This window comes from Psychrobacter sp. AOP7-C1-14, from assembly GCF_052376135.1.
Taxonomy (GTDB): domain Bacteria; phylum Pseudomonadota; class Gammaproteobacteria; order Pseudomonadales; family Moraxellaceae; genus Psychrobacter.
Genome location: NZ_JBQSVH010000039.1, coordinates 1 through 2,033, shown reverse-complemented (window position 1 = coordinate 2,033; position 2,033 = coordinate 1). Strand labels below are relative to the sequence as shown.

At 36.7% G+C, this 2,033-nt stretch carries 2 protein-coding genes; one reads left to right on the top strand and one right to left on the bottom strand.

Annotated features, from left to right (window positions below):
• Positions 1-460: 460 nt before the first annotated feature.
• Positions 461-1,168: a ZIP family metal transporter gene (locus ACT3QN_RS13610; RefSeq protein ID WP_444529296.1), complete on the bottom strand. Its 708-nt coding sequence runs from the start codon at positions 1,166-1,168 to the stop codon at positions 461-463.
• A 504-nt stretch (positions 1,169-1,672) separates the two neighbouring features.
• Between ACT3QN_RS13610 and ACT3QN_RS13605 the strand changes: the two genes are divergently transcribed.
• Positions 1,673-2,033, top strand: a 361-nt coding sequence (locus tag ACT3QN_RS13605; RefSeq protein WP_444529295.1) for a hypothetical protein, incomplete at its 3' end; no start/stop codon positions are given.

Here is a 2,033-nt window from a genome sequence, read left to right as displayed (position 1 = left end):
TTTTAATATTAAATTTATATTTTAGCAATGAACTGTCAGAGACAGTAAGTAAGTTACCATCTTCCAGACACGATAAAACCGCATAGCAATTAATTGTTATGCGGTTTTATTGTTAACCATCCATGTTACCTATCACGACTGCTTTTCATGCATCCTTGCACAAATATTCAGTATATTGTGATACTGGGCATCCTGCCCTTTTCACTATAGCTTCAGTATTAACTGTTGCTATCAGCAAAGGTTATGTGTCCTTACTTCAATCGCTATTGTCATCCTGACGCTAGCTATCGAATCATTATCCTTAATGCGGTCAACTCAATCCTTGAGTCACATTCCCTAATGCCGTGTAACTATAATGCCTAACTCTCACTTCTATGTTAAGTCGCGTAAACGTCATTGCGTGTAAGCATATGCTTACACACGTTTAAATAATGGAGCAACTCACCTTTCTTTTAGATTTCTAAATAATCATTTCACCCATAATACCTACCAAAAAACCTAATGATGCACCCAGTGATGGCAAATAATTATTGTCAAGCTTACTCTCAGGAATAATGTCTTGTATCAATAAATACAAGATTCCTCCACTCGCAAACGTCATCAGATACGCAGTAGTATCAGGATGCTGACTGAGAAAAAAATGTCCGATTAATGCAGATATAACCCCAAAAAAGCTCAATCCAAAAAATATAACTAGTGTCTTTCGCACACTAAAACCGCTGCGTACTAAGTCGCGAAACGAATTAAAAGATTCAGGTAGGTTTTGTAAACCAATAAAAACTGCCAACAATAAGGCCATTTGTGGTTCGATAGCAAACACAGCACCCAAAGCAATAGACTCTGGCACAAAATCCATCATCATCGCAAGCAAAGTTGCTTGCTGACTACCTGCTGATGCTAGCTTTCGATCTATTAGCATAAACAAGATAGCACCCAATGAAAATGATCCCATCACTCCCCAAATACCCAGTTCATCCATCCCTTTGGGTACCAATACCAATGCTAGTGCAGACAAAATGATACCTGCACCAAAAGACATTAATGTATGAACCAACTGTGACTTAACTGGACTGTCTTTAATATGGTGGTCAAACATGTTTGCTAGTAGTCCACCTATAAATACCGTGACACCTGCAAATCCTGAAAACAAAATGAGTTTGAGCGGCATTTTTTTCCTCATTGTTATTTGAGTATTTTATGAACTGGTTACTTATATCTGCCATCACTCGACAGCTGGTCTTTGAGCTAATGATTACTCTCTGACGTTTGTACTCATTTACAACTTCTTAACGTAAACGACATCTAACGCAAGGTTTTATACTCTATTATGAATAATGTAAGGAGATATTTCGAAGAATATTCTGCCCAAAGTATCTATCAGTTGGGATCTAATCAGATGTCGAAGTAATAGCGTTTTAATATGTAACGCCTATTTAATATCATTATAAGGTACGACATCACGAAGATAATAAAACGCTTCTATATCAAGACAACTGTGCCTAAAACTTTTGTCTTTACATCTTATCCAACCATCAAACACCATGCTATAAACAAAGTTATGTCTATGGATTATCGTATTTAAAATAATAGTTTTGAAAAAACAGGCGTGGCATTTTAAAGATTAATACTAAACGTGGTTTAGAAAGGTACGAAATACTATTAGGAAATCATTATGAAAAATTTATCATTTTCAACATTAAAAACGGTAACGACTGGCAGCATAATCGCAGCTTTATTGGCAGTGATAACAGGCTGTGTGACAACACCGAGCGGCTATAATGGCTACGACGACCTTTACGAACATGTTCATAAGGATAAGAAAGGACATAAAAAGCACAAAGACAAAAAGAAAGATAAAGGTAGCTATGTCTCCGTTGTCGAGCAACGAGCTGCTAGTAAAGTTCGTAGCATGGGATACCGTGTCAAAGACGTTAAATATAAAAATGGTGATCGTAAGATTAAGGTAAAAGCTGAGCGTGGACGCGATGATTATAAAATCGAGCTAGGCTATCCAAGTTATAACGTGATCAAAC